16 protein-coding genes and 1 pseudogene are annotated in these 19,340 nt (G+C 64.4%); 6 read left to right on the forward strand and 11 right to left on the reverse strand.

Annotation, left to right across the window (positions count from 1 at the left end; all coding sequences use genetic code 11):
* The first annotated feature begins 233 nt into the window (after positions 1–233).
* Positions 234–1,130 (forward strand): formate/nitrite transporter family protein, encoded by an 897-nt coding sequence (locus B2790_RS11710; RefSeq protein ID WP_137164695.1) that lies wholly within the window; start codon positions 234–236, stop codon positions 1,128–1,130.
* A gap of 84 nt (positions 1,131–1,214) precedes the next feature.
* On the opposite strand, the pseudogene B2790_RS11715 reads toward B2790_RS11710, so the two are convergent.
* Positions 1,215–1,577 (reverse strand): annotated as a pseudogene (locus B2790_RS11715) (hydrolase); the annotation flags it as partial.
* 130 nt (positions 1,578–1,707) lie between these two features.
* On the opposite strand from B2790_RS11715, the gene B2790_RS11720 reads away from it, so the two are divergent.
* Together B2790_RS11720 and B2790_RS11725 are read left to right on the forward strand one after the other, a co-directional pair.
* The gene (locus B2790_RS11720; protein WP_286919000.1) at positions 1,708–2,781 is read left to right on the forward strand and encodes a diguanylate cyclase; all 1,074 of its coding nucleotides are present in this window, start codon (positions 1,708–1,710) and stop codon (positions 2,779–2,781) included.
* Positions 2,782–2,832: 51 nt separating this feature from the next.
* The gene (locus B2790_RS11725) at positions 2,833–5,418 is read left to right on the forward strand and encodes a bifunctional diguanylate cyclase/phosphodiesterase (RefSeq protein WP_286918889.1); all 2,586 of its coding nucleotides are present in this window, start codon (positions 2,833–2,835) and stop codon (positions 5,416–5,418) included.
* A 134-nt stretch (positions 5,419–5,552) separates the two neighbouring features.
* Here the strand turns inward: B2790_RS11725 and B2790_RS11730 are convergent, their stop codons facing one another.
* On the reverse strand, positions 5,553–5,882 hold the full coding sequence (locus B2790_RS11730; RefSeq protein ID WP_085692248.1) for a DUF2025 family protein: 330 nt from the start codon (positions 5,880–5,882) through the stop codon (positions 5,553–5,555).
* A gap of 122 nt (positions 5,883–6,004) precedes the next feature.
* Positions 6,005–6,913, reverse strand: coding sequence for a LysR family transcriptional regulator (locus B2790_RS11735; protein ID WP_085590170.1), 909 nt, complete (start codon positions 6,911–6,913; stop codon positions 6,005–6,007).
* 111 nt (positions 6,914–7,024) lie between these two features.
* Between B2790_RS11735 and B2790_RS11740 the strand changes: the two genes are divergently transcribed.
* Positions 7,025–7,783, forward strand: coding sequence for an SDR family NAD(P)-dependent oxidoreductase (locus tag B2790_RS11740; protein WP_286918890.1), 759 nt, complete (start codon positions 7,025–7,027; stop codon positions 7,781–7,783).
* A 202-nt stretch (positions 7,784–7,985) separates the two neighbouring features.
* Here B2790_RS11740 and B2790_RS11745 read toward each other — a convergent pair whose 3' ends face one another.
* The 7 genes from B2790_RS11745 to B2790_RS11775 form a co-directional block, all read right to left on the reverse strand.
* Complete coding sequence (locus tag B2790_RS11745; RefSeq protein ID WP_286918891.1) at positions 7,986–8,843, reverse strand: HlyD family secretion protein; 858 nt, start codon at positions 8,841–8,843, stop codon at positions 7,986–7,988.
* Positions 8,844–8,855: 12 nt separating this feature from the next.
* Positions 8,856–9,062: a DUF1656 domain-containing protein gene (locus B2790_RS11750; protein ID WP_046614712.1), complete on the reverse strand. Its 207-nt coding sequence runs from the start codon at positions 9,060–9,062 to the stop codon at positions 8,856–8,858.
* Complete coding sequence (locus B2790_RS11755) at positions 9,049–11,037, reverse strand: FUSC family protein (RefSeq protein WP_286918892.1); 1,989 nt, start codon at positions 11,035–11,037, stop codon at positions 9,049–9,051. The genes B2790_RS11750 and B2790_RS11755 overlap by 14 nt, the downstream gene beginning before the upstream one ends.
* Positions 11,038–11,333: 296 nt before the next feature.
* Positions 11,334–11,450 (reverse strand): cytochrome c oxidase subunit CcoM, encoded by a 117-nt coding sequence (gene ccoM / locus B2790_RS11760; protein ID WP_025340347.1) that lies wholly within the window; start codon positions 11,448–11,450, stop codon positions 11,334–11,336.
* A gap of 135 nt (positions 11,451–11,585) precedes the next feature.
* Positions 11,586–11,747: a hypothetical protein gene (locus B2790_RS11765; RefSeq protein ID WP_075046112.1), complete on the reverse strand. Its 162-nt coding sequence runs from the start codon at positions 11,745–11,747 to the stop codon at positions 11,586–11,588.
* Positions 11,748–11,814: 67 nt separating this feature from the next.
* Complete coding sequence (locus B2790_RS11770) at positions 11,815–12,144, reverse strand: aspartate-semialdehyde dehydrogenase (protein ID WP_085590175.1); 330 nt, start codon at positions 12,142–12,144, stop codon at positions 11,815–11,817.
* A gap of 63 nt (positions 12,145–12,207) precedes the next feature.
* Positions 12,208–12,903 (reverse strand): M949_RS01915 family surface polysaccharide biosynthesis protein, encoded by a 696-nt coding sequence (locus tag B2790_RS11775; protein WP_286918893.1) that lies wholly within the window; start codon positions 12,901–12,903, stop codon positions 12,208–12,210.
* 161 nt (positions 12,904–13,064) lie between these two features.
* Here B2790_RS11775 and rapA point away from each other — a divergent pair, with 161 nt between their 5' ends.
* Positions 13,065–15,911 (forward strand): RNA polymerase-associated protein RapA, encoded by a 2,847-nt coding sequence (rapA, locus tag B2790_RS11780; protein ID WP_274121147.1) that lies wholly within the window; start codon positions 13,065–13,067, stop codon positions 15,909–15,911.
* Between the two features lie 319 nt (positions 15,912–16,230).
* Positions 16,231–18,495, forward strand: coding sequence for a putative bifunctional diguanylate cyclase/phosphodiesterase (locus B2790_RS11785; protein ID WP_085614179.1), 2,265 nt, complete (start codon positions 16,231–16,233; stop codon positions 18,493–18,495).
* On the opposite strand, the gene B2790_RS11790 is transcribed toward B2790_RS11785, so the two are convergent.
* Positions 18,395–19,282 carry an NAD(P)-dependent oxidoreductase gene (locus B2790_RS11790; protein ID WP_286918894.1) on the reverse strand — a complete coding sequence of 296 codons (888 nt, stop codon included), beginning with the start codon at positions 19,280–19,282 and terminating at the stop codon, positions 18,395–18,397. The genes B2790_RS11785 and B2790_RS11790 overlap by 101 nt on opposite strands.
* Positions 19,283–19,340 lie beyond the last annotated feature (58 nt).

The following is a 19,340-nucleotide window of genomic DNA, read 5'->3' on the forward strand; positions in this document are numbered from 1 at the left end:
AAGCGTTTATTTTGAAGTTTTTACAACCGGCTTCTTTCGAAACCCTTCAACCTCAACAACTTACCGCTTGCCTCGAAGCGTTCATCGCTGCGAGGAGGCGAATAATACGCGCTTTGAAATCAGAGTCAACACCTTGATCTGAAAAAACTTTCTTCCGGCGTTTGTCTCCTCGCCGGCAACTAATGAAAGCGCCGCGAATCTGTAGAGAAACACCCCCACGGAGCGTAGCGGCCATGAGCGATGCGCAAAGCGAGAAAACCCCGGGCCTGTCGGCGGACGAGGAGCAGGAAGTCAGTCTTAGCCAGCCGCCCCGCGCGGCAGTACTGCACGAGATCATTCGGTACCAGGGCGACCAGGAACTGGAACGTACACTTGCCGCACTGTGGTGGTCGGCACTGGCCGCAGGCTTGTCCATGGGGCTGTCGCTCATGGCCATGGGCCTGTTCTACGCTCGCCTGCCGGAGGGGGACAGTGCCCAGGTGATCGCCAGCATCGGCTACAGCGCTGGCTTCCTTGCAGTGATACTGGCGCGTCAGCAGTTGTTCACCGAAAACACCCTGACCGCCGTGTTGCCGGTAATGACCGCCCCCACCCTGGCCAACTTCGGGCGCCTGCTGCGCCTTTGGGGCGTTGTACTGCTTGGCAACCTCGCCGGCACCTTGCTGGTGGCCTGGGTAATGCTGGAATTGCCGATCTTCGACAGCAAGACCGACGTGGCCTTCCTGGAGGTGGGCCGCAAGGTCATGAAGAACGATATCAGCCAGATGTTCGCCAAAGGCATCGTATCGGGGTGGATGATCGCCACGATGGTCTGGATGATCCCGTCGATGGAACACGCCAAGATCTGGATCATCCTGATGATCACCTACCTGATGGCCCTGGGCGACTTCACCCATATCGTGGTCGGCTCGGTCGAGGTGTCCTATCTGGTCTGGGCGGGCGATGAAACCTGGCGCAGCTTCTGGCTGGAGTTCGCCCTGCCGACACTGGCGGGCAACATCATCGGCGGCAGCTTCATCTTCGGCTTGATCAGCCATGCACAGGTGCGCAGCGACAGCGGCAAACCGCCCTCACGGCTACTGAAAGAGGACCAGCCACCTTCCCCGCGCCGCAATAACGGCAACAAATGAACGTCAGCGTGCCGCTTACCACGCGCTCGTTCGCCTGGCCGCGCTGACGCACGGGCTGCGGCTGCCACCAGTTCTGCCCGGCGTGCGGAGAGTCGAGGCCCACTGCACCGGCGAGGCGCGCTCGGCGAATACCGGGTCGGTAATAAAGAAGTGCCCGCGCAGTTCGAGCAATACCGTGGAATGGCCAAGACGCCACAAGCTGCGGTCAGGTGCGTCGAGTACCTGCTGGCAGGTAATGGGCTGGAGGCTGACCGGTGTGGTCGGCCGGGTCTCCGGCGGCTAGCGCAGGAACAGGTACTTGAGCCCGATGCGCAGTTTTTTCAATACGCCATCCGGTGGCAACGACGCCTGATTGTGAAAGCGCCCTTCCCGCTGAGGCGCCGGCTCGCCGGCAGGGTTGGCCAAAGGGACCATCAGCAACACTCCTAGCAACAGGAAGGCGTTCATGCTACCTCACAGTGATCGGATCAACCGTGAATTGGCTTGTAAGGTCATTTTTCGTCGATGAAACACTGTTCAACAATATTCATGCGAGTTATGCGATAAACGGTGCTTCAGCAGAAGAACGATGACCAATATGGATAAACGCAGCGGCAAAGGACTTTCATTCGCCAAACGCATCTACCTGCCGCGTGCCATCGGCCTGGGGATCGGCCTGTTCAGCGTCATGGCCGCCATTGCGCCGCTGTCACCGCCCACATGGACATGGCTGCTGCTACTGTTCAACGGCTTGTTGTGGCCGCATGTGGCCTACCTGTGGGCCGCCCGTTCGGCCATGCCCTACCAGGCAGAACAGCGCAACCTGGTGCTGGACTCCCTGATGGGTGGGTTCTGGACCGCCGCCATGCATTTCAATCCATTGCCCAGCGTGACCGTGCTGTCGATGATGACCATGAACAACGTCGCCGCCGGCGGAAAACGCATGGTCGTTCGCGGGGTGCTGGCCCAGCTGACGGGCATGCTCGTCGCCATCCTGCTGCTGGGCCCCGGCCTGCAACTGAACGCAACGCCCCTGCAGGTCTATGCCTGCCTGCCGATGTTGACCCTCTACCCGCTGGCGCTGGGCTGGGTCTGCTACCAGTTGGCGATCAAGCTGGCCGACCACAAGCGCCGGCTGAGCACCCTGAGCCTTACCGACAGCCTGACCGGTCTGCTCAACCACGGCGCCTGGAAAGACCTGCTGCTGCTGAAGTTCCAGGCTTGCCAGCAGCAACAGGGGCACGCGGTGATTGCCCTGATCGACATCGACCACTTCAAGACCATCAACGACACCTTCGGCCACGTGGTCGGCGACTGTGTGCTGCGCCAGCTCGGCGCCGAACTGCGGCGCAATCTGCGCGAAGGCGACCAGGCCGGGCGTTACGGCGGTGACGAATTCTGCGTGATCCTGCCGGACACCAGCGAGGCCCAAGCCTGCCAGGCCATGGAGCGCCTGCGCGTGCAGGTCGCCAGCTACCGTAACCCGCAGCTGCCGCACCTGCGCATCAGCCTGAGCATCGGCCTTTCGGCATTCGAGGCCGACCTGGAGTCACCCGAACACTGGCTCGAACAGGCGGACAAGGCGCTGTACACCGCCAAGCATGCCGGGCGCGACCAGGTCAATTTTGCCCACAGAGACGCTGCGGCGCTCAGGCTGGCCTATCCTGATTGAACCTCCTTCCTGACCAACTGGCGGGAGGCTGCCTGAAGGAGCCGCTCGCGCATGGCCAGGACCGCCAACCTTCCACCCGCCAGCCCCACACCACGCTTCCAGGTGCGTCGCCTGATTGCCGGCTTCAGCGCAGTTTTCGGCCTGGCCTGCCTGATCATCCTCGGCGCCCTGTTCAATATCGCGGGTACTCTTGACCATCAGGAACGCCAGCGCAGTGCCTCGCAGGCAACCAAGGCGCTGGAGCAACGGCTGCTCGCCTCGCGCCAGTTCCTGTCCAGCTATGCCGTGTGGGATGCTGCCTTCGAACACCTGGCGGGCCAGGCCGACTGGAAATGGGCCTACGAAGAAAAGAACGTGGGCGAGTCGCTGTACAGCGCCAGCGGCTATGAAGGGGTGTTCGTGGTGGAGGACGCTCGCACCACCTACGGTTTGTTCAAAGGCCAGCCTACCCAGGCAGCGGCCAATACCTATATTGATGCAGCGCTGCAGCCAATCATCGACCAGGCTCGGGCGGCGGCCATCCCACGTGAACAGATCACCCGTTTCGTCCTGTTCAACGGCTGGCCGGCAGTGCTCAGTGCCGCGGCGGTGCGCCCGGACCGGGATGTCACCGATAGCGAGGTGCGCCAGGCGCCGGTGATGCTGTTCGTCGACCAGCTCACCGAGGAAAAGCTGGCACAGCTGAGCAGCGGTGCCGGCCTGATCGGCATGCACGTGGAAAACGATGATGTGGGGGAGCACGGGCACCTGCGCATCGACCTCGGCGATACCGGCTACCACCTGTCCTGGAGCAGCCCGCTGCCAGGGCAGCAGTTACTGCGCGCGGTGTTGCCGCCGCTGGCGGGTGCCCTGCTGATACTCGGCCTGGTCATGCTGTACCTGTTCCGCCATGCCTTGCGCAGTTCGCGGGCGATCGACCTCACGCTCGCCGATCTGCAGCAGAGCAACCAGGCCCTGGAGGCCAGCGAGCAGCGTTTTCGCGCGGTGGCCGAGTCGGCCTCCGACTGGATCTGGGAAACCGATCGGCAACAACGCCTGACCTACCTTTCGCAACGCTTCGTCAATGTCACCGGCTACCCGGTGGACGACTGGCTCGGCCACCCGCTCAATCAGTTGCTGGCCTGCGATACCACGCCGCTCTCGCCGTGGCTGGATGCCCTGGCCGCGGTCGACCCGCAACAACTGGCCAACCTGCGCTGCACCTACCGCGACCAGAATGGCCAGAACCGCTACTGCCGGATATCGGCCCGCGCCATCTGGTACGACGGCAAGCCCGTCGGTTTTCGCGGCACCGCCAGCGACATCACCGACGAAGTCGACGCTCATGCGCGCATCCAGCACCTGTCGCTGCACGACCCGCTGACCGGGCTGGCCAACCGCAACAAGCTCGCCCGGCACCTCGAGCAGGCCTTGTTGCGCGGCAGTGATTCGCCGCCACTGACCTTGCTGCTGCTGGACCTGGACAACTTCAAGCCGATCAACGACTCCCTCGGCCATGCCGCCGGTGACGCCGTGCTGCAGGAGGTAGCAACACGCCTGCGCGACAGCACCCGCGATGGCGACCTGGTCGCGCGCCTGGGCGGCGACGAGTTCCTCCTGGTGCTCGGCGGCATGGACAACCGCAGCGAGATCGACCGCTTCTGTGCGCGCCTGATCAGCCTGCTGCAGCAACCGATCATCTTCGATAACCAGCCCCTGCACGTTGGCGCCAGTATCGGTGTCGCCCAGACCCGTACCCAAGGCTTCGATGCCGGCGAGCTGATCCGCTGCGCCGATATCGCCCTGTACCAGGCCAAGGCCGACGGCAAGTGCACCTGGCGCTATTTCGCTGCCGAAATGAACCAGCAGATCCAGTACCGCCGCCAACTGGAGAACGACATGCGGCGGGCCCTGCGCAACCAGGAATTCGAGCTGCACTACCAGCCGCGCTATCGCCTCAGCGACCTGCGCATCGTCGCGGTCGAGGCTTTGCTGCGCTGGCAGCACCCGCAGGAGGGGTTGCTGGGGCCGGACACCTTCATTCCGTTGGCCGAACAGAGTGACATCATTGTTGCGCTGGGCCGCTGGGTGCTGCGCGAAGCCTGCCGCACCGCCCATGACTGGCCCGCCGATGTACTGGTTTCCGTGAACCTGTCACCGGCGCAGTTCCTGCGCAGCGATGTGGTGGCCGATGTACGCGAGATCCTGCTGGAAACCGCCTTCCCTGCCCAGCGCCTGGAGCTGGAAATTACCGAGAACGTGATGCTCAATGACATCGAAGGCGCGCTGGGCACCATGCTGTCGCTCAAGGAGCTGGGCGTGCGCCTGAACATGGACGACTTCGGCACCGGCTACTCGTCGTTGGGCTACCTGCGCACCTACCCGTTCGACAGCATCAAGATCGACAAACGCTTCATCGGCGGGCTGAACAACACCGCTGGCAGCGATCGTGCCGTGGTCCAGGCCATCATCAACCTGGGCGAAGCGATGGGGCTCACGGTGACGGCCGAAGGGGTGGAGAGCGAGCAGCAGCTCAGGGCACTGCAGAAGGATCGCTGCCATGAAGTGCAGGGCTATTACCTGAGCAGGCCGCTGGACAGTGCGGGGCTCGAGGCGTTGTTGCAGCAGGCATCCCAGCGTTCGGCGCCCTACCTGTAGCGTAAGTTTGAAAACTTGCGCAGTCCCTGTGGGAGCAGGCGCGTCGAGGCGTCGAACCGCCGCGAACACCGGCGAAGCCGGTGCCATGCACCGCGTTGCATTCTTCGCGGGCACGCCCGCTCCCACAGGGATTTTCAGCACGGCTGCTGCAAGCTGCGCTCAGCCACGATTTCCGGCAGGTCGCGCCGGCGCAGGTAGGTGCGCAGCGGTTCACCGATGTTCAAACGGTCATCCACATGCTGCTCCAGCAACAGCGCCAGCCGTTCGCGGCACAGGGCCATGCGCTGCCCTTGCTCGGGCCGCCAGACAAACTCGCTGCAGGGCGTGATGCTGGCGTCGGCCACGTCCATACCGAACGAATCTTCGGAAAAACGCACGATGTGCACACCGCGCTTGCCATGAAAACCGACGAAGCCCTTGAGCTGGTCAGCAGCGTTGCAGATGTCCTGGGAAGTGATGGCCATGACGTAACCTCGCAATGAAATCGGAAGATACGCACGCCAGGCGGGGGTGGTTGCCTCTGCCGGGCAACTCGTGACTGGCAGCCTAACGCAAGCCGTCGCACAGGCGCCACGCTTTTCATCGATCAGCGGCCACCGTCAACCTGCGAATGCAGCACCTCGCCCAGCCACTGCATGAAGGCCTGCACCCGGCGTGGCACATGCCGTTGCCGGGCATACAGCAGTGACACGGGCATGGCCGGGGCCTGCCAGCCTTCCAGTACCGAAACCAACTCACCGCGCTGCAGGTGCTCGGCCACGCCCACCGCCGGCACCTGGATCAGTCCCAGCCCGGCCAGGCAGGCCGCCGAGTAGGCCTCGGCATTGTTGACCGTGACCACACCGGCCATGGCCTGGAAGTGCAGTTCACCGCCCTGCAGGTATTCGAAACCGGCACTGCGCCCCCCAAGGGTGCGCACGTAATGCACCAGGTGATGCTCGGCCAGGTCCTGCAGCGTGCGCGGCACGCCATGACGGGCCAGGTAGGCAGGGCTGGCACAGTTGCGCATGCTCAGTTGCCCGACCGGGCGCGCCACCACATCCAGGTCATGCAGGGCACCAATGCGCATCACACAATCGAAGCCTTCACGCAGCAGGTCGACCTGGCGGTCGGTGCAACTGAGCTCCACCTCCAGGCGCGGGAAGCGCTGTAGAAACTGCGGCAGCGCCGGGATGATGACCCGACGGGCCATCATGGTCGGCAGGTCGACCCGCAGGCGCCCGGCCAGCTCGGCGTCGTCGGCGCAGAACAGGCTCTCGATCTCGTCCATGCCCGACAGCAGGTCCTTGCTGCGCTCGTACAGCAAGGCGCCATCCTGGGTTGCCTGCACCCGGCGGGTGGTGCGGTTGAACAGCTGCGTACCCAGCAAACGCTCCAGCGCCCTGACCTGCTCCGACACGGTCGAACGGGGCAGCCCCAGGCTCTCGGCAGCCAGGGTGAAACTGCTGACCTCGCTCACCCGTACAAAGGTGCGCAACAACTCCAGCTTGTTCACTTGAACCTCGTCTATCCGGTTTTACCGAACAGTATTTCCATATTTGCCGGATTTAACAGCACAACACCGACCAATAACCTGTGCACATCAGCCCACCATGAGGTTTTCACCATGACCCGCAAGATTGCCCTGATCACTGGCGCCAGCCGCGGCCTGGGCCGCAACACCGCCGAACACCTGGCCGCACGCGGCATCGATGTCATCGGCACTTACCACAGCAAGGCCGAGGAAGCCCAGGCCGTGGCCGTGCGGCTGGAGCAGGCCGGGGTCAAGGCCGCCATGTTGCAACTGGACGTCAGCGACAGCGCCAGCTTTGCCGGCTTCGCCGAACGCCTGGGGGCAACCTTGCAGCAACACTTCGGTAGCGAGCGTTTCGATTTTCTGGTGAACAATGCCGGGATCGGCTTGAACGTGCCATACACCGAAACCAGCGAGGCGCAGTTCGACCAGTTGCTGAACATCCAGCTGAAAGGGCCGTTCTTCCTCACCCAGCGCCTGCTGCCGCTGCTGGTCGACAATGGCCGCATCGTCAACATTTCCACTGGCCTGGCGCGCTTTGCGCTGCCGGGGTATGCCGCCTATGCCGCGATGAAGGGGGCGATGGAGGTTCTGACCCGCTACCAGGCCAAGGAACTGGGCGCGCGTGGTATTCGCGTGAACATTCTGGCGCCGGGGGCGATCGAGACGGACTTTGGCGGCGGCGTGGTGCGGGACAACCGCCAGGTGAATGAATACATTGCCGGCAACACGGCGCTGGGGCGCGTGGGCCTGCCGGATGATATCGGAGCAGCGATTGCGCTGTTGCTGGAAGATGGCAATGGCTGGATCAACGGGCAACGGCTGGAGGTTTCAGGCGGGATGTTCCTCTGAGGTCAGGTTTTCTGGGGCCGCTTTGCGGCCCATCGCCGGCAAGCCAGCTCCCACCTCGACTGCATCGACCTCAAGCATTGTGCAGTACCTGTGGGAGCTGGCTTGCCGGCGATGAGGCCAGGACAGGCAACACAGGACAGTTGCTCCCACCACCGCATGAGCCTGGGTTGCCAGCGATCGGGCCACAGAGTAGCCACCTGCCTCATTGCTCATGCACCTGCACACTGGCCGTCATCCCCGCACTCAGGGTCACCCCCTCCGGCACCCGGTCCAGGCGAATCCTCACCGGTATCCGCTGCGCCAGGCGCACCCAGTTGAAGGTCGGTTCAACCTCCGGCAGCAACTGGCTGTCGGGGTTGCTGTTGCGGTCGGTGATACCACGGCTGATGCTCTCTACATGCCCTTGCATCGGCTCGCCTGCGCCCATCAGCCAGACCTTCACCGCATCCCCCACTCGAATGCGCGGCAGCTTGGTTTCCTCGAAGTAGGCCTGGATATAGAAGGTTGAATCGTCCACCAGGGCCATCACCGGTTCCCCGGTGTTCACATAGTTGCCCTCGGCCAGGCGCAGGTTGGTGATATGCCCGCTGCGCGGTGCCCGCACTTCACTGCGCGCCAGGTTGATTCTGGCAACCTGCAACTGTGCCTCGGCCTCATGCAGCTCACCACGGGCGATAGCCGCATTGATCTGTGCGTTTTCCCGCAATTCGGCACTGATCGCCTCCGGCCCCAGGGCGGTACGCCGGGCCGCTTCACGCTCGCGCAGGCGCAGTTGCTGGCTGCGGGTTTCGGTCACCGCGCTGGCTTGGTCGAAAGCAGCCTGGAAGCGTTCGCGGTCGATGCTCATCAGCAGGTCGCCGGCCTTGACCTGCTGGTTGTCACGGGCCTTCAGCTCGCGCACCCAGCCGGACACATCAGGGGCGATCACCACCACATCGGCGCGCACACGGGCATCGCGGGTCCAGGGGGTGAGCATGTAGTACTGCCACAGCTGATAGCCGGCGAACACGGCAAGGGCCACCACACACAAGGTGACCAGGGTACGTACGGCCGCACGCATCGAAACACTCCTTTATAAAGCTCCCAGCAGTCGCACCACCAGGAACAACACACAAACGAACAACGCCGCGTCGAACAGCGCTTCATGCCAGATCCAGCGCCCCAACGGCGTGGCCTGCACCAGCAGACGCAACAACCCGGTAAGCACCAGCGCCAGCAACACATAAACAAGGAAGGGGCTGAACAGCACGCCGCCCACTTCCCACTCACGCAACCCCATGGGCTTCCTCCTGCCAGCGGCACCACTTGCCCCAGCTTTTCTGCAGCTGCAGCACCGCCCCTTCGGCCAACCGCAGCGGATCGCTTGAGGGTAGACGGCGCAAGGCGCCAATGAACTGTTCGCTGGCGGCATCCAGGCGCTGACCGCGCCCGGGCGCCGGCCCCTTGGCCAGCACGGCCTCTACCTGCTGCAGGTATTCGCGCTCGGCCCGCCCCAACGGGGCCTGGGCAACCGCCAGGCACATGCGCAGGTGCACCAGTTCGTCGCCGATATCCAGGCCGTGCAGGCCGTCGTCCCAGCGCTTGCGTTCGCTCTCGGGCAGTTCGCCGGCATGCCGCGCCAGTTGCATCAGGCGGTCGGCCATGCGCCCGCCAAACCAGCTGTCGGCCCCGCGCAGGTCGCGCCGGGTCAGGCGCACCAGGTCGTTCTGGGTCGCCGCACGCAGGCGCCGGCCCAGCCAGGCCGGGTGGCGAAACACCAACAAACGGAAGGCCATCACCGCTGCCGACACACCCACCAGCATGGCCAGGGCACTGTTGAGCATGGTGGCCACCCCGAACTGCATGGCGTTGAGCGGCGACACCAGCACGATAAAGTGCAGGCAATAGGAGGTGGCCGTGGCCCCGGTCCGCGGATGAGCCATGCCCAGCGCACCAAGAAACAGCGGCACGCCCATGCCCAGGCAGAGCATGGCGAAGCTGCTCCATTGCGGCAGCAGAATCTGCCCGACCAGAAACGCCGCCGGTATCGCCAGGAAAATCCCACGCAAGAAGCTCAGGCCGATCTGCGCGCCGTTCTCGCGGCTGGCGAACAGGCTGCAGACCACGCAGGTCAGCACCAGGCCACCTGGTGCCGAAGGCCAGGCGGTGGCCAGCCAGAAGCCGCTCATTACCAGAAAGGCCAGCGCACTGCGTGAACCGAACAGCAAGGCCAGCGACCAGTCGCGGTGCGCGGCCAGGCCTTGGGACACATCTTTGGGCGCCCTGCCCGCCTCCACATCGTCCAGCGCCTGGCTGGCAGCCATGGCGTAATCCAGCAGCAGCGCCATGCGCGCCAGGCAGAAGTGCTCCGCCGGGCTGATCTGTTCATCGTGGGCAGCACCCCAGATGCGCTGGCGCAGCAACAACAGGCTCGGCTGGTCGGGCTTGCCCAGCAGTGCACGCACTTCCTCCAGCCAGGGTGCCAGGCGTTCGGCCTCGCGCTCATCAAGTTGCCGCCACTGCCGGCGCACCGAACGGGAAATGCGCAACAGCACCATCAGTTTCTGGCTCAGGCCACGAATGGCACGAGCGCGCTGGCGCCCGCGGTTGCCTTCGAACCAGGCGTGTTCGCGTTGGCTGTCGATGGCAACGATGCGCCCCAGGCTTTCCAGCAGGCCTTTGCGCGCCTCGTCTTCGCCGCCCAGCATGGCACTGGCGGCCTGCAGGCCGTTTTGCCAGGCCTGGCGGGCTTGCCCGCCCAGTTGCTGCTCTACCCGCATGGGCCAGAGCAAGGCACTGCTGGCGGTGGCACAGAAGATACCCAGGCAGATCTCGGTGCAGCGCGCCACGGCCTGGTCGAACACCTGCAACGGGTGGTCGATGGCCGGCAGGGCAATGATCGCCGCGGTGTAGCCTGCCAGCACGAAGGCATAGGCCCAGGCGCTGCGCAGTTGGGTGGAGGCGGCGGTGCACAGGGCCAGCCACAGCGCCAAGGTGAGCAGGAACAGCCATGGGGTCTGGGCAAACAGGCCGATGAACAGCACCGACGCAAACGTGCCGACCAAGGTACCGGCCAACCGCGCCAGGCCCTTCTGCACCACCATGCCCGACAACGGCTGGGCGACGATGAAGGCGGTCATCAGTGCCCAGGACGGTTGCTCCAGTCCCCAGCGCATCGCCAGCCACAGCGCCAGGCCGCCACCGAGCAGGGTCTTGATGGCGAACTTGAGGGCGAGGCTGCTGGGGGCGAACAGGGCCTGGAGGGTGATGGGCACGAGACGGACCTTGCGGGGATGGTCTTGTAGAAAGATAGACAATTGGGGAAAGGATAAAGCGGAAACGATTAATTAGCTAGCTAATCATCTTTGTTGTGGACAGGCCCTCCTGTGCTGCCCTCTTCGCGGGCACGCCCGCTCCCACATGGGACCGCGCACAGTCCGAATCCTGTGAAGTCATTGTGGGAGCGGGTTTACCCGCGAAGAGGCCGGTACAGGCAACACCAAAATTGCAGGCAAAAAAATGGGCGACCGAAGTCGCCCTAAATGCCTTGCGTGCTCGTGTACCCGGAAGGTCAGCGCGGCTTGCGCTTGTTCGAGTCCTTCCAGATGAAAATGCCCAGACCGGCAAAGAAGACGACCATCAACCCGACCGTTACCACTCCGGCGATAACCACGTTGTCGAAGAACATGCTGGCCTCCCCATTCGTTTGCCGTTGTCCGATGGGTGCAAGTTAACCAATGTGGGGGCGGGGAAAATTGATCGGTGTCAATGGTGCCCGGGGCCGGGCACGCGAGGCGGGTGCAGGGTTGACCTGCGTCAAGTTTCAGCGCTTCTTCGGCTTGCCCTTGGGCTTCTTTTTCTTGGCGGTGTTCAACGGCAGGGCCTGCTCGAACGCATTGCGCATCTCGTTCAGGCGCTTTTCCTTGAGGTCGTGGACGCGCTTGGCGCGTTCGGCATCGAAATCGATGAGGTTGTCTTGGCTCATGGGTGGGCTCGACGATCAACTGAGACTTGCATGATGAAGCCAGGCGCTGGCGCTGACCAGCCCCATGTCAGACTTCGATGTCCACCAGCAGCCCCTGGCGTACATGCTCGCCCATCAACGGCGCCACCGGCACGGTGTTGTCGGCGTTGACCTCGTCACCCGGCATCGCACTGTAGCGTTCGTCGTCGCCCTTCTGCCGGCGTTGCTGCTGGCGGCGCTGCTCGTCGCGCAGCAGCAGCGCCTGCTCCTGCGGGTCACGCTGGTGCTTGAGGTCGATGGCACTTTCACCGGATGCAGGCTGCGTCGGCACCACCGGCTTGATGTCGGGTGTCGGCTTGACCGGGTCCTGTTGCGAGGTCACCGGCGCGGCACTGAGCGGAATGATCGGTGGCAGCATGGACGTTCTCCTATGCCCCCTGTATCGGCAGGCGCGGGTTTACCTTGATGGCAGGCACAACACTTATTCGGCTTCGTCGTCAGGGTCGTCGTCGCTTGGCGGGCTGGCCTCGCTCCAGGGCCGCTTGTACACCTGCTGCCAGACCGCGTCCATGTGCTCGCGCAGCACCTGCGGCGCGGCCTTGAGCGAAGCGCTGTTCTCACGCTCACCGCCGATCGGCTCTTCGCCCGCCGGGGTGATCAGCGACTGGCCGGTGATACTGTAGCTGGCCTGCCCTTCGCGCATCTCGATGGCGATGTCGTGCGGGTCGATGCCACCGCCGCAGAAGGCGTGGCTGGCAACCGTCACTTCGGCGACGCCGTCCTTGTTCAGGTCACCGACATCGCTTACGTCGTTATAGAAGTCCACGTCCAGGTCCAGGCCCGGGCAGGTGGTTTCCTGTTCGATCTGCCAGCGCGCCTTGAACGCGTCGTTTTCGGCGGTGCGCCCGTACAGCGTGGCCTTGAGTACCACCTTGTCCACTTCCTGCTCGCTTTCCGGGTCGCTGGCCTGGCCATCGCTGCGGCTCAATACCAGCAGGCCTTCACCGTCGCGGTCACGAAAGTGCACGCTCTTGATCGGTGTCTGCACACCCAGTACCTCGAGCTGCTCGATCGGGATGGCGGGCAAGGTCTCGAAGTTTTTCTGCTCGCAGGCGGCCAGCAGCAACAGGCTGCCCACGGCCATCGAAGTGCTGATCCAGCGGTGCTTGGCAGACATGTTGATCCGGGGCCCTCGTCGGCAGCACGGTGGGGGGCGATGAAGCGGCTAGACTGTTGCTACCTATCGCACTTCGGCACCTTTCGATGCGCTCGGCACTTTGGTCTGACCGGCCGATCCGTTAACATAACCGGCTTTTTCATCGCGGGAGTTCAGGCAGTATGGCGCAGCAGTATCAACCGGGGCAACGCTGGATCAGCGACAGCGAAGCCGAGCTCGGCCTGGGTACCATCCTGGCGCAGGATGGCCGCCTGTTGACCGTGCTCTACCCGGCCACTGGCGACACCCGCCAGTATTCCCTGCGCAATGCGCCGCTGACCCGCGTGCGCTTCTCGCCAGGTGACCAGATCACCCACTTCGAAGGCTGGAAGCTGACCGTGCGCGAGGTCGAGGACATCGACGGGCTGATGGTCTACCACGGCCTGGACGGGCAGAACCAGCCGCGCACCCTGCCGGAAACCCAGTTGTCGAACTTCATCCAGTTCCGCCTGGCCAGCGACCGCCTGTTCGCCGGGCAGATTGACCCACTGTCGTGGTTCAGCCTGCGCTACAACACCCTGCAGCACACCAGCAAGCAGATGCAGTCGGCGCTGTGGGGCCTGGGCGGCTGCCGCGCCCAACCCATCGCCCACCAGTTGCACATCGCCCGCGAAGTCGCCGACCGCAGCGCGCCGCGCGTCTTGCTGGCCGACGAAGTGGGCCTGGGCAAAACCATCGAAGCCGGCCTGGTGATCCACCGCCAGCTGCTGTCGGGCCGCGCCAGCCGCGTTCTGATCCTGGTACCGGAAAACCTCCAGCACCAGTGGCTGGTGGAAATGCGCCGCCGCTTCAACCTGCAGGTGGCCCTGTTCGACGCCGAGCGTTTCATCGAAAGCGACGCCAGCAACCCGTTCGAGGATGCCCAGCTGGCGCTGGTGGCCCTGGAGTGGCTGGTCGACGACGAAAAGGCCCAGGACGCGCTGTTCGCCGCCGGCTGGGACCTGATGGTGGTGGACGAAGCCCACCACCTGGTCTGGCACGAAGACCAGGTCAGCGCCGAATATGGCCTGGTCGAACAGCTGGCCCAGGTGATCCCGGGCGTGCTGCTGCTCACGGCCACCCCCGAGCAGCTCGGCCAGGACAGCCACTTCGCCCGCCTGCGCCTGCTCGACCCCAACCGTTTCCACGACCTGGCCGCCTTCCGCGCCGAGAGCGAGCACTATCGCCCGGTGGCTGAAGCCGTACAGGAACTGCTCGACGAAGGCCGCCTGTCGCCCAAGGCCCACGCCACCATCCAGGGCTTCCTGGGTGCCGAAGGCGAAGCCCTGCTGGCCGCGGTCAGCGACGGCGATACCCAGGCCAGCGCGCGCCTGATCCGTGAGCTGCTCGACCGCCACGGCACCGGCCGCGTGCTGTTCCGTAACACCCGCGCGGCGATCCAGGGCTTCCCTGAGCGCCAGCTGCACCCTTACCCACTGGCCACGCCTGAGCAGTACCGCGACCTGCCAGCCGGCGAACATGCCGAGCTGTACCCGGAAGTCGCCTTCCAGGCCCAGGGCGAGGTGGCCGATGACGAGCGGTGGTGGCGTTTCGACCCGCGCGTCGACTGGCTGATCGACACCCTGAAGATGCTCAAGCGCACCAAGGTGCTGGTGATCTGCGCCCATGCCGAAACCGCGATGGACCTGGAAGACGCCCTGCGCGTGCGCTCCGGCATCCCGGCCTCGGTGTTCCATGAAGGCATGAGCATCCTCGAACGCGACCGCGCCGCCGCCTACTTCGCCGACGAAGAGTTCGGCGCGCAGGTGCTGATCTGCTCCGAGATCGGCAGCGAAGGCCGCAACTTCCAGTTTGCCCACCATCTGGTGATGTTCGACCTGCCGGCGCACCCCGACCTGCTCGAACAGCGCATCGGTCGCCTCGACCGTATCGGCCAGAAGCACACCATCCAGCTGCATATCCCGTACCTGCAGGACAGCCCGCAAGAGCGCCTGTTCCAGTGGTACCACGAAGGCCTCAACGCCTTCCTCAACACCTGCCCTACCGGCAACGCCCTGCAGCACCAGTTCGGCCCGCGCCTGCTGCCGCTGCTCGAAGGTGGCGAAAGCAAGGCCTGGGAAGCCCTGGTGGCCGATGCCCGCAGCGAGCGCGAACGCCTGGAAGCCGAACTGCATACCGGCCGTGACCGCCTGCTGGAACTCAACTCCGGCGGTGCCGGCGAAGGCCAGGCGCTGGTCGAGGACATTCTGGAACAGGACGACCAGTTCGCCCTGCCGATCTACATGGAAACCCTGTTCGACGCCTTCGGCATCGACAGCGAAGACCATTCCGAGAACGCCCTGATCCTCAAGCCGAGCGAGAAGATGCTCGACGCCAGCTTCCCGCTGGGCGACGACGAAGGCGTGACCATCACCTACGACCGTGGCCAGGCGCTGTCGCGCGAGGACATGCAGTTCCTCACCTGGGAGCACCCGATGGTGCAAGGCGGCATGGACCTGGTGCTGTCCGGCTCGATGGGCAACACCGCCGTGGCGCTGATCAAGAACAAAGCGCTCAAACCCGGCACCGTGCTGCTTGAACTGCTGTTCGTCAGCGAGGTGGTGGCACCGCGCAGCCTGCAACTGGGCCGTTACCTGCCACCGGCGGCATTGCGCTGCCTGCTCGACGCCAACGGCAACGACCTGGCGTCCCGCGTGGCCTTCGAAACCCTCAACGACCAGCTGGAAAGCGTGCCACGCGCCAGCGCCAACAAGTTCGTCCAGGCCCAGCGTGACGTGCTGGCCCAGCGCATCGGCAGCGGCGAGGCCAAGGTCATGCCGGCCCACGTCGAGCGCGTGGCCGAGGCCCAGCGCCGCCTCACAGCTGAAGCCGACGAAGAACTGGCTCGTCTGGTCGCGCTGCAAGCGGTCAACCCGAGCGTGCGCGACAGCGAGATCGAAGCGCTGCGCAAGCAGCGCGAAGAGGGCCTGGCGATGCTGGAAAAGGCCGCCCTGCGCCTGGAAGCCATTCGCGTGCTGGTGGCTGGCTAATACAGGTCAGAGACCACCGCCTTTGTGGGAGCGGCCTTGTGTCGCGAAAGGGCCGCAACGCGGCCCCAGAATTGACGCGCAATAGTTGAAATTGCTGGGGCTGCTTTGCAGCCCTTTCGCGACACAAGGCCGCTCCCACAGGGGGCCAATTTTCAGAACCCATTTACATATTCCAGGCTGCGATCAGGTTCATAACCAAATCGTAGAAATCAATGTGCCATTAGTCAGGAAGGGTTAAACACCTCTTCCTATACTGCCTCTGGACAGTCTGCACAGGGTTGTAGCGCAGACGAGTGAAAACTCGATCATGAGGCATTCCATGGAATGGCTGGGGCTGCAACTGTTCGCCGACCTGCCGGCAACCGGGCGCATCGTCATTGATTGCCGGCATGAACCGTTCCTGGTTCTGCTCGCCTACTTCGTCGCCTGTGCGGCCTGCTTCGCCACCCTGGACATGGCCGAGCGCCAATCCCACAGCGAAGACCCCACCGCCCACCGACAATGGAACATGCTCGGTGCCTGCTGCCTTGCTGGTGGCATCTGGGCCATGCACTTCATCAGCATGCTGGCCTTCCAGGCGCCAGTTGAAGTGCACTACGACGCGTCCCTGACCATCCTTTCGCTGCTCATCGCCCTGGCCGTCGCCTGGCTGGCCATGCACAGCCTCGACCGCAGCCAGATGCAAACACACCATTACCTGCAAAGTGCGGTACTGATCGGCCTGGGTATCATCGTGATGCACTTCGTAGGCATGGCCGCCCTGGAAACCGGCGCCCGCCAGTACTACCAGTCCGGCCTGCTGCTGGCGTCGGCCACCATTGCCCTGCTCACCAGCCTGACCGCGCTGTACCTGGCCCGCTACTTCCGGCATGGCAGCGGTACCCTGCACCAGGCCATGAAGTACGGCGCCAGCCTGCTGATGGCCGGCGGTATCGTCGCCACCCACTTCACCGCGATGTCGGCCATGACCCTGGTCATCCCGGCCGATACCGCCCTGCGCCTGCCCTCTGGCGACAACAGCCTGCAATTGGCGCTGGGCATCGGCTTCATCACCCTGCTGATCAGTGCTGCCAGCATCAGTACCGCGCTGGCCGACAAGAAGCTGCAAAGCAAGGAGCACGACCTGCGCCGGGTCAGCGTGCTGCTCAGCCAGCTCGACCAGGCCCGCGCGTCGTTGCAGCAGGCCGCGCACTACGATGCCCTGACCAGCCTGGTAAACCGCCGCGGTTTCAACCAGGTGTTCGCCGAACGCCTGGCCGAACACCAAGCCACGGAAAGCCACCTGGCAGTGATGTTCCTCGACATCGACCATTTCAAGCGCATCAACGACAGCCTCGGTCACGACGCCGGCGACGAACTGCTCAAGGTCATCGCCAGCCACATCAAGGCCGCCACCCGCAACCACGACCTGGTCGCACGCTTTGGCGGCGACGAGTTCTGCGTGGTCACCAGCCTCAACAACCGCGACGAAGCCCGCCACCTGGCCCAGCGCATCATGCAGAGGATGAAAGAGCCCATCAACCTGGGCGGCCGGCGCATGGTCATGACCACCAGTATCGGCATCAGCATCTTCCCCGACGACGGCACCACCGCCGAAGAGCTGCTCAAGCATGCAGACCTCGCCCTGTACCAGTCCAAGGGCAACGGGCGCAACAGCCTGAACTTCTTCAACGACAGCCTGAAGACCCAGGCCTCGATTGCCCTGCAACTGGAAGAGGAACTGCGGGTGGCGCTGCTAGAGGAGCATGGGCTGTGCGTGCACTACCAGCCGATCTTCGACCTGCGCAGCAGGCAAGTGGCCAAACTGGAGGCCCTGGTGCGCTGGCGACACCCGCAACATGGCCTGCTCGGGCCCGATCGTTTTGTCGCCATCGCCGAAGCCAACGGGCTGATCATCGACCTCGACCTGTGGGTGCTGCGCCACGCTTGCGCCGACCTGGCCTACCTGCAGCGCCACGGCCATGGCAACCTCAAGGTCACGGTCAATTGCTCGGCCGTCACCCTCAGCCACGACGAACTGCCCAACGAAGTGGAAAAGGCGCTGTTCCACGCCGGTCTCGCGCCTCGGCAGCTGGAACTGGAAGTGACCGAGAACGCCCTGATGGGTGATATCCAGCGCACGGTCAACCTGCTCAAGCGCGTGCGCGCCCTCGGCGTGGCGCTGTCGATCGATGACTTCGGCACCGGCTACTCGTCACTGGCCTACCTCAAGCGCCTGCCGCTGGACGTGCTGAAGATCGACCGCAGCTTCCTGCAGGATGTGCCGGGCAGCCAGAAGGACCGCGAGATCGTCCAGGCGATCATCGTCATGGCGCATACCCTGCATCTGCAGGTGGTCAGCGAGGGCGTGGAAACCGCCGAACAGCTGGCGTTTCTCGAAGCCCACGGCTGCGACTACCTGCAGGGCTACCTGCTGGGCCGCCCGGAGCCGCTTGCCGAACTGCGCTCGCTGCTGGAGCGGCTGCAGCACCAGGGCGGCGTGTTCAGCCCTTGCTGCGATACAGCTCAACCAGGGTCGCCGGATCTTTTTGCAGGTAACCCTGGCTTGCGTGCAGGCGCATCAATTGTGCGGCAAGGCCACTGAGCGGCGTCGCCGAGCCTTGCTCGCGGGAAAACTTGACCGCGCCATCGAGGTCCTTGAGCAGCGTGCGCACGTGCCACTTGATCGGCTCGAAGCGGCTTTCGGCCATTTGCGGAGCGAGGATCTGCAACGGCTTGGAATCGGCAAAGCCGCCCGCCAGCGCTTCGGCGATCAGCGTCGCATCGACCCCGGACTGTTCAGCCAAGGCCACCACTTCGGCGATCACCAGGGCATTGCAGGCCACGATCATCTGGTTGCAGGCCTTGGTCACCTGGCCTGCGCCCACCGCCCCCATGTGCGTCACCCGCTGGCCGAGTACCTGCAGTACCGGGCGCGCCCGCTCCAGGTCGGCCGCCTCGCCACCGACCATGATCGCCAGGGTGCCGGCTTCGGCCCCCGGCGTACCGCCGGAAACTGGCGCGTCCAACCAGGCCATGCCGCACAGCGCTGCCAGTTCGGCGGCCATTTCACGGGTGGCGGTTGGCTCCAGGCTGGAGAAATCGATCAGCAACTGGCCGCTGCGCCCGCCCTGGGCGATGCCTTGCTCGCCGAACACCACTTCGCGGACCACGGCCGTGTCGGCCAGGCACAGCAGCAGCATGTCGCTGTCGCGGCACAGTTCGGCAGGGCTGCTGGCCAGGCGCGCGCCGGCGGCGACCAGTACAGCGCACTTGTCCGGGCTGCGGTTCCACACGGTCAGCGGGTAGCCCGCTGCCAACAGGCGCCGGCACATGGGCAGCCCCATCAGGCCGATGCCGGCGAATCCAAGCGAAGGTAGTTTTGAGTTCATCAATGACTCCGGACAAATTCGATATCGATCCGGGCCGCTTTGCGGCCTTCGCGGGCGC

It is taken from the genome of Pseudomonas sp. UBA6753, assembly GCF_002453565.1.
Taxonomy (GTDB): domain Bacteria; phylum Pseudomonadota; class Gammaproteobacteria; order Pseudomonadales; family Pseudomonadaceae; genus Aquipseudomonas; species Aquipseudomonas putida_Z.